The sequence below is a fragment of the Anabaena sp. UHCC 0253 genome (genome assembly GCF_009712085.1).
In the GTDB taxonomy this organism is placed as follows: domain Bacteria; phylum Cyanobacteriota; class Cyanobacteriia; order Cyanobacteriales; family Nostocaceae; genus Dolichospermum.
Window position 1 is genome coordinate 259,201 of sequence record NZ_VILD01000004.1, and the last position, 6,246, is coordinate 265,446.

The following is a 6,246-nucleotide window of genomic DNA, read 5'->3' on the forward strand; positions in this document are numbered from 1 at the left end:
TTTTCAATTTTGTCAATGTACTCTTATTGTTCCATACTTGTTGATTCTTACTAGTACAAAACGGCAAAAATCAACTACCAATCTCACAACATTAGCAAGCTTAGAGATTAAGCATTTTTAAAATTCCAAATCATGATTTAGTTTACAAAAATGTCTTTTACTACCAAGACTTCTCGATTAATGAAAAAGGGTAAAAGAGAAAGCAAAACCTTTTCCTAAACCAACTTAACTAATTCTCTACATCTTCAGGCTTCTAACTCGAAAAAAAGATTGGTATTATAGATTTCCAAGAGACTGCGGACTGTTTTTAGGATAATCTCACATTGGGCTTCATGGTGAATAATTACTAATTAACTGCATCTAGAAATACAGAAATTCTCAATCATTTGGGAACAATCTTCAGTGGTCAATAGTAGGCATTATGCAAAAATCAAATAATAGTCCTACACCACAAGATACAAAAAAATATCAATTTTTCACCTTGTCTAAATAATTTATTGGAGATATTTTTAGCTATGATTAACCAACAATATTCTGCAAAATTAAAGCGATTCCAAGAACTATTAATAACCACCTTATTAGGAAGTATTCCTAATATTGCCCTGGGTCCTCAATTAAGAAGATTAATATATCAACATATTTTTGCAGTTCTTGGTAATAAAGTTTACATTCAGCATGATGTAGAGTTTTTCTCTACTGCTTGTATTGAAATAGGCAATGGGGTACATATATTTAAAAATGTGCGTTTAGATGCCAAAGGACACCCAAACAATAAAATTCATTTAGCAAATGGAGTAGCACTTGAGCGCAATGTGGATATAGGTTGTTTAGAAAATACCTGCATACACATAGGTGAAAATACTTTTATTGCTCCTAACGTTTGTATTGCCGGACCTGGAGATATCCACATTGGTAAACACTGTATGATAGCGAGCCATTCTGGACTATATGCTAATAATCACATTTTTAGCAATCCATTGTTACCAATAAAGGATCAAGGTATTACTCGCCAAGGAATTACCATTGAAGATGACTGCTGGTTAGGACATGGAGTAACTGTATTAGATGGCGTTACTATTGGTAAAGGTAGCGTTATTGGTGCAGGTGCGGTTGTCAATAGAGATATTCCCCCTTATTCCATTGCAGTGGGTATACCGGCAAAAGTTATTAAGAGCCGAGTTGCAAACGTAATTTGTAATTTGTAATTACTCCTGTAGGGGCGAAGCATTCGGACGATAATTTATCGGTTTTTCCCAAGTTTATTTTCCGAATGCTTCGCCCTTACACTTACTTACTTTGCCCGTACACTTACACCGAATACTGATACTTCCATCTCCCGTCATGTATACGCCCCTAACCGAAAGACTTTTATAGCTAACGCCACCCTTACGCTATCAGCAAACCATGTAGACAGTGAACAGTTTTTGGTCAAATTGCATTAGTCCTGGATAGACTAAGAAAGTAAAGAAATGTAAATATAACCAATTTGACCAAAATGGAAACCATTACATACAGTTTTTGGTCAAATTGCATTAGTCGTGGATAGACTAAGAAAGTAAAGAAATGTAAATATAACCAATTTGACCAAAATGGAAACCATCACATTAGGAAAAAATGGTCTCGCTGTTCCCCCTCTTTGTATAGGGACTTGGGCTTGGGGTGATAAAATATTTTGGAACTACGGCGACAGCTACGGAGAAGAACAGTTACAAGCAGCTTTTACCGCAGCCTTAGATGCTGGTGTCACCTTCTTTGATACAGCAGAAATTTACGGTTTAGGACTTTCAGAACAGTTTTTAGGAAAGTTCATGAAACAAACCACCCAACAGGTACAAATTGCGACAAAGTTTGGACCATTACCTTGGCGTTGGGATGGTAAATCTGTATCAGAAGCTTTAACCGCCAGTCTCCAACGGTTACAAGTTGAGAGAATTGAATTATACCAAGTTCATTGGCCTTTCGCCTTCTTTTTGAGTCAAGAAACTCTGATGAATACCCTCGCAGATGAAGTAAAAAGAGGCAGAATTGGCGCAGTTGGTGTGAGTAATTATTCAGCCGCCCAAATGCGAGAAGCACACCAGCTATTAGCTGCTAGGGGTGTACAGTTGGCTGTAAATCAGATGCGTTATTCTTTACTGACGCGGCAAATAGAAGGTAACGGTATTTCTCAAACAGCCCGTGATTTAGGTGTAACTATTTTAGCTTATAGTCCCTTAGCGCAAGGATTACTCACAGGTAAGTATACACCCTCTCAAAATCCTACGGGCGCAAGAAGCATAGATCCGCGATTTAGTCGAGATGGTTTAAATAAAATCGCCCCAGTTTTATCTTTATTAAGAGAAATTGGTGAAAAATACGATCGCACTCCCGCTCAAGTATCCTTAAATTGGTTAATTGCCCAAGGTAATGTAATTCCCATTGCTGGAGTTAAAAATGCTGAACAAGTTAAACAAAATGTTGGTGCTTTAGGTTGGAAAATGACTGAAGATGAAATTGCCGAATTAGAAAAAATTTCCCGTCCTTGGTTACATTAATTTAACTTTGAATACCGCGCAAATATTCCTAATATAGGTGAGGTGAAAATCCTCACTTGCCAAACATTTATCCCCACAGCATAATTTGATTTTTCAACCATTAAGAAAAACGAATTACTTTAATTGCTGAATTCTTTGATTGGCTAATGTCAATAATCGTTGTGACTCAGCATAAGCAGTAGTTCCTGGTTTAATGGTATTAAGTTGAGTCATAACTCCCTGAATTTCGGCTCTAATTTGATTCTTGTCAGTTGGTGGAGAAGCAATCAATCGTTGAATTTCTTTGTTAGCCTCGGTAAGAATTTCCACTGCATCACTTTCCATTTGCTGACGAATCTTAATAGTTCCTAAATTGGTTTGATATTGTGCTATTAATGTTTGTGCTTCCACATAACTGGGTTCAGTAACTTCAATTCTTTTTAATTGCTGAACTGCATTTTCCCATAATTCACCAATTTGTTCCCATTTTTGAGTTGTATGAGGGGGATTTTGGGCAGCTTTCGCAGCAGCTAAAGCATACTGTTTTCCAGCTTCAATTAAAGTCGAACTGCGTTGATCAACAACAGTATTTTGTTTGACTTGATATGCAGCTATTAATTTTTGTGCATCTAAATAACGGGGATTTTTATTTGGTACTTGTTCAAGTCTAGTAATTGCTTGTTGCCATAATTCTGATGCTGCTTGAGAGTTTGTAGATTTAACTTTCTGGGCTTCTAAATCAAATTCCTGGGCAGCAGCAATAAAATTACTAATTTGCACATTTTCAAAATCACGTTTGTAGGCTGCAAGTTGGGTTTGGGAATTTTTACCAGCGAATGTTTGTTGAGAAATTTGATCTAATTTATCTATAGCTGTTTGCCAAGATGCTATGGCACTTTCTCGATCTTTTGTATTTTTCGCTTCTTGATATTCCTGCTTTGCTGTCAATAACGCTTTCTGTGCTTCATTAAATGGTACTAAAGCATTTTTATCCTGAAAAGCCACAGCTTCTAACCGTGCTACTCGCTGACGTGCTTGTTCAAATTCATCAAAAGTAAACTTCCAGGAACAACCAAATAAAGTACAATAACGTTGAGGATAGTAACCCAAAAACCAAACTGGTAAATATTCCAAGTGTTTTTTAGCATCTTTGACTTTTTCTCCACCCCGTTCAATATCTGCAATGCTAGTAGCTTTACTAATTAATTGATCTGCCTGTTCCAGAGAATCAATAGCACCTCGGTAGTGACGATCCATACTCATAAAACTGGGTAATAACAGCAATGGCGCTGCTTGAGCTACAGGTCGACGAATCATGGGGTAAGGTAAATTTACAACCCACAAGATCCCTGCTGTACCCCCTACAATAATCGCCGCAAATTTTATTTTACCGAACATAGTCATTCATATTTAAGATACATACTAGACCGTATAGTATGATATCGCCAGAAATATGCAAAAAAGTTTACCTGGAAAACATTCTCATTGACCTTATAAACCTCCGTAATTTAACTATAAGTAATTCTAACCATTATTTCTCATCTTTCTATAAATATTTACGTAAATATATAGTATTATTACAGATAAAGCGAGTTAGGTCAAAGCAAGGATTTTAAAAATGCAGCCTCAAACACAGCAGTATTGCCAATTAGGACTAACCACTTTATTTATTATTGGTGGCACAATTACAAATCAAAGTGCATTTGCTCAACTTACACCAGATAACACATTAGGTACAGAAAGCTCAATTGTGAACCAAATTGATCTTTCAAAAGACAGAATAGAAGGTGGTGCTACTAGAGGTACAAATCTATTTCATAGTTTTCAAGAATTTAATGTAGATGCAGGTAAAAGTGTTTATTTTGCCAATCCTACAGGAATTGACAATATATTAACTCGTGTCACTGGTGGTAATGTTTCTAATATTTTAGGAAAGTTAGGAATAGAAGGAACAGCAAATTTATTTTTAATTAATCCCCATGGAATTATTTTTGGACAAAATGCCAGTTTAGATATTAGTGGATCATTTACTGCTACAACTGCGGATAGTATTAAATTAGGAGAGGATGGTTTATTTAGTGCAACTAATCCCCAAGGTAGTAATTTACTTTCTGTGCAACCAGGAGCATTATTCAAAAATGCTTTAATAACTCAGCAATCAGAAATTAAAAATGAAGGTAATTTGGAAGTTGGTCAAAATCTAACATTTAATGCAGATAATCTTAGTTTATCTGGTCAATTACAAGCAGGGGGAGATATTAATTTGAATGCCCCTAATCAAGTTACAATTACAAACGCTAAAATTAATAGTACAAATGCTAATGGCTTTGGTGTAATTAAAATTGGTAGTTTTCAAGACCCTATTAATACCTTTTTACCTCAACATATTATCATCAATAATTCTACTTTAAGCACCAATAACACTAGCTCTGAATTTGCTGGAGATATTATATTAAATGCCAGTAAACAAATAGAGATTAATAATAGTAATGTATCCAGTGAGGGAAATTTTGGACGTATCTTTATCGGTAAATCTCAAACTTTAAATGAACCATTTTCACCTATAAATGTCATAATTGATAATTCTAATTTAAATACTAAAAACAGTAATATTATAGAGGCTAATGACGAAAATATTGATGCAGGTGATATATCTATTGATGCACTGAATAGGATTGATTTATTAAATAAATCTCGCATAGAAACATCTACTGTTCGTAAGGGAAATGCAGGTAATATTATAATTACAACTGGTTCATTATCAGTCAAAGATAATGCTAGAATCTTATCACGAAATGATGGTGGACAAGGAAATGCAGGTAGTATAACCATCACTGCCAGTGATATAGTTGAATTGGCTGGAACTCAACAAAATGGAGATGCTACTGTTGGCACTGATGTAGCAAATGAAGGAATAGGAAATGGTAATAATATTAATATAATAGCACGCTCAATCTTTATTAAAGATAAAGCTATAGTTGCTGCTAGTATTATTAATGGTAAAGGCGAAAATAACCTAAAAGCACAAGCGGGTAACGTAAATATTACAGCCAGTGAAGAAGTTGCTATTAACAATAATGCAGTCATTTTTAGTGAAGTAGGTGAGGCATCAATAGGTAATGGTGGTTCAATAAATATAAAAGCTCCTACTGTTTCTCTTGATAGTGGTGGCTCTTTAATTACACAAATTAGAAAAAATGGTCAAGGCGATGGAGGAGATGTAAATATCTCAAGTAATTCACTTTCTGTCAAAAATGGTAGTAAATTATTTGCTGGCACATTTGGAAATGGAAACGCAGGAAACATCACAATTACTAACAGCGAAACTGTAATTTTTGATGGCACAGGAAACAATATATGGAATAGTGACCCTTCCAGTGGTGCTTTCAGTACAGCAGAAGAAGGAGCAGTAGGCAAAGGCGGGAATGTGGATATTTCCACTAAATCTCTAGAATTGCTGAATGAGTCTAGACTTTCTGCTAGTACATCGGGAAAAGGAGATGCAGGTAATGTGAAGATTACTGCTACTGATACCATTAAATTTGATGGTAAAAGTGTTGCTGTTAGTCGCGTCGAGTCAGAGGCAGTAGGAAACGCAGGAGGTGTAGAAATTTCTACCAAATCTCTAGAACTGCTAAATGGTTCTTACTTTTCTGCCAGTACCCTTGGTAAGGGAGATGCAGGTAGTGTGAAGATTACCGCTACTGATACTATCAAGTTTGAGGGAATAAGT

The 6,246-nt window shown here is 35.6% G+C and carries 4 protein-coding genes; 3 read left to right on the forward strand and 1 reads right to left on the reverse strand.

All coding sequences use genetic code 11. The features are described from left to right. Window positions 1-515 precede the first annotated feature (515 nt). Window positions 516-1,205, forward strand: a complete 690-nt coding sequence (locus FJR38_RS13085) for a DapH/DapD/GlmU-related protein (protein ID WP_168498521.1) — start codon at window positions 516-518, stop codon at window positions 1,203-1,205. 384 nt (window positions 1,206-1,589) lie between these two features. After that, on the forward strand, window positions 1,590-2,534 hold the full coding sequence (locus FJR38_RS13090; protein ID WP_168537471.1) for an aldo/keto reductase: 945 nt from the start codon (window positions 1,590-1,592) through the stop codon (window positions 2,532-2,534). Between the two features lie 114 nt (window positions 2,535-2,648). On the opposite strand, the gene FJR38_RS13095 is transcribed toward FJR38_RS13090, so the two are convergent. Continuing rightward, window positions 2,649-3,830, reverse strand: a complete 1,182-nt coding sequence (locus FJR38_RS13095; RefSeq protein WP_254449451.1) for a hypothetical protein — start codon at window positions 3,828-3,830, stop codon at window positions 2,649-2,651. Between the two features lie 301 nt (window positions 3,831-4,131). Here FJR38_RS13095 and FJR38_RS13100 point away from each other — a divergent pair. Beyond that, the coding region (locus FJR38_RS13100) for a filamentous hemagglutinin N-terminal domain-containing protein (protein WP_168537475.1) at window positions 4,132-6,246 on the forward strand (2,115 nt) is incomplete at its 3' end.

Bases quoted from the DNA above. Each gene is read 5' to 3' on its own strand.
- FJR38_RS13085 (WP_168498521.1), top strand. From the start codon at position 516: ATGATTAACCAACAATATTCTGCAAAATTAAAGCGATTCCAAGAACTA.
- FJR38_RS13095 (WP_254449451.1), bottom strand. From the start codon at position 3,830: ATGATTCGTCGACCTGTAGCTCAAGCAGCGCCATTGCTGTTATTACCC.
- FJR38_RS13090 (WP_168537471.1), top strand. From the start codon at position 1,590: ATGGAAACCATCACATTAGGAAAAAATGGTCTCGCTGTTCCCCCTCTT.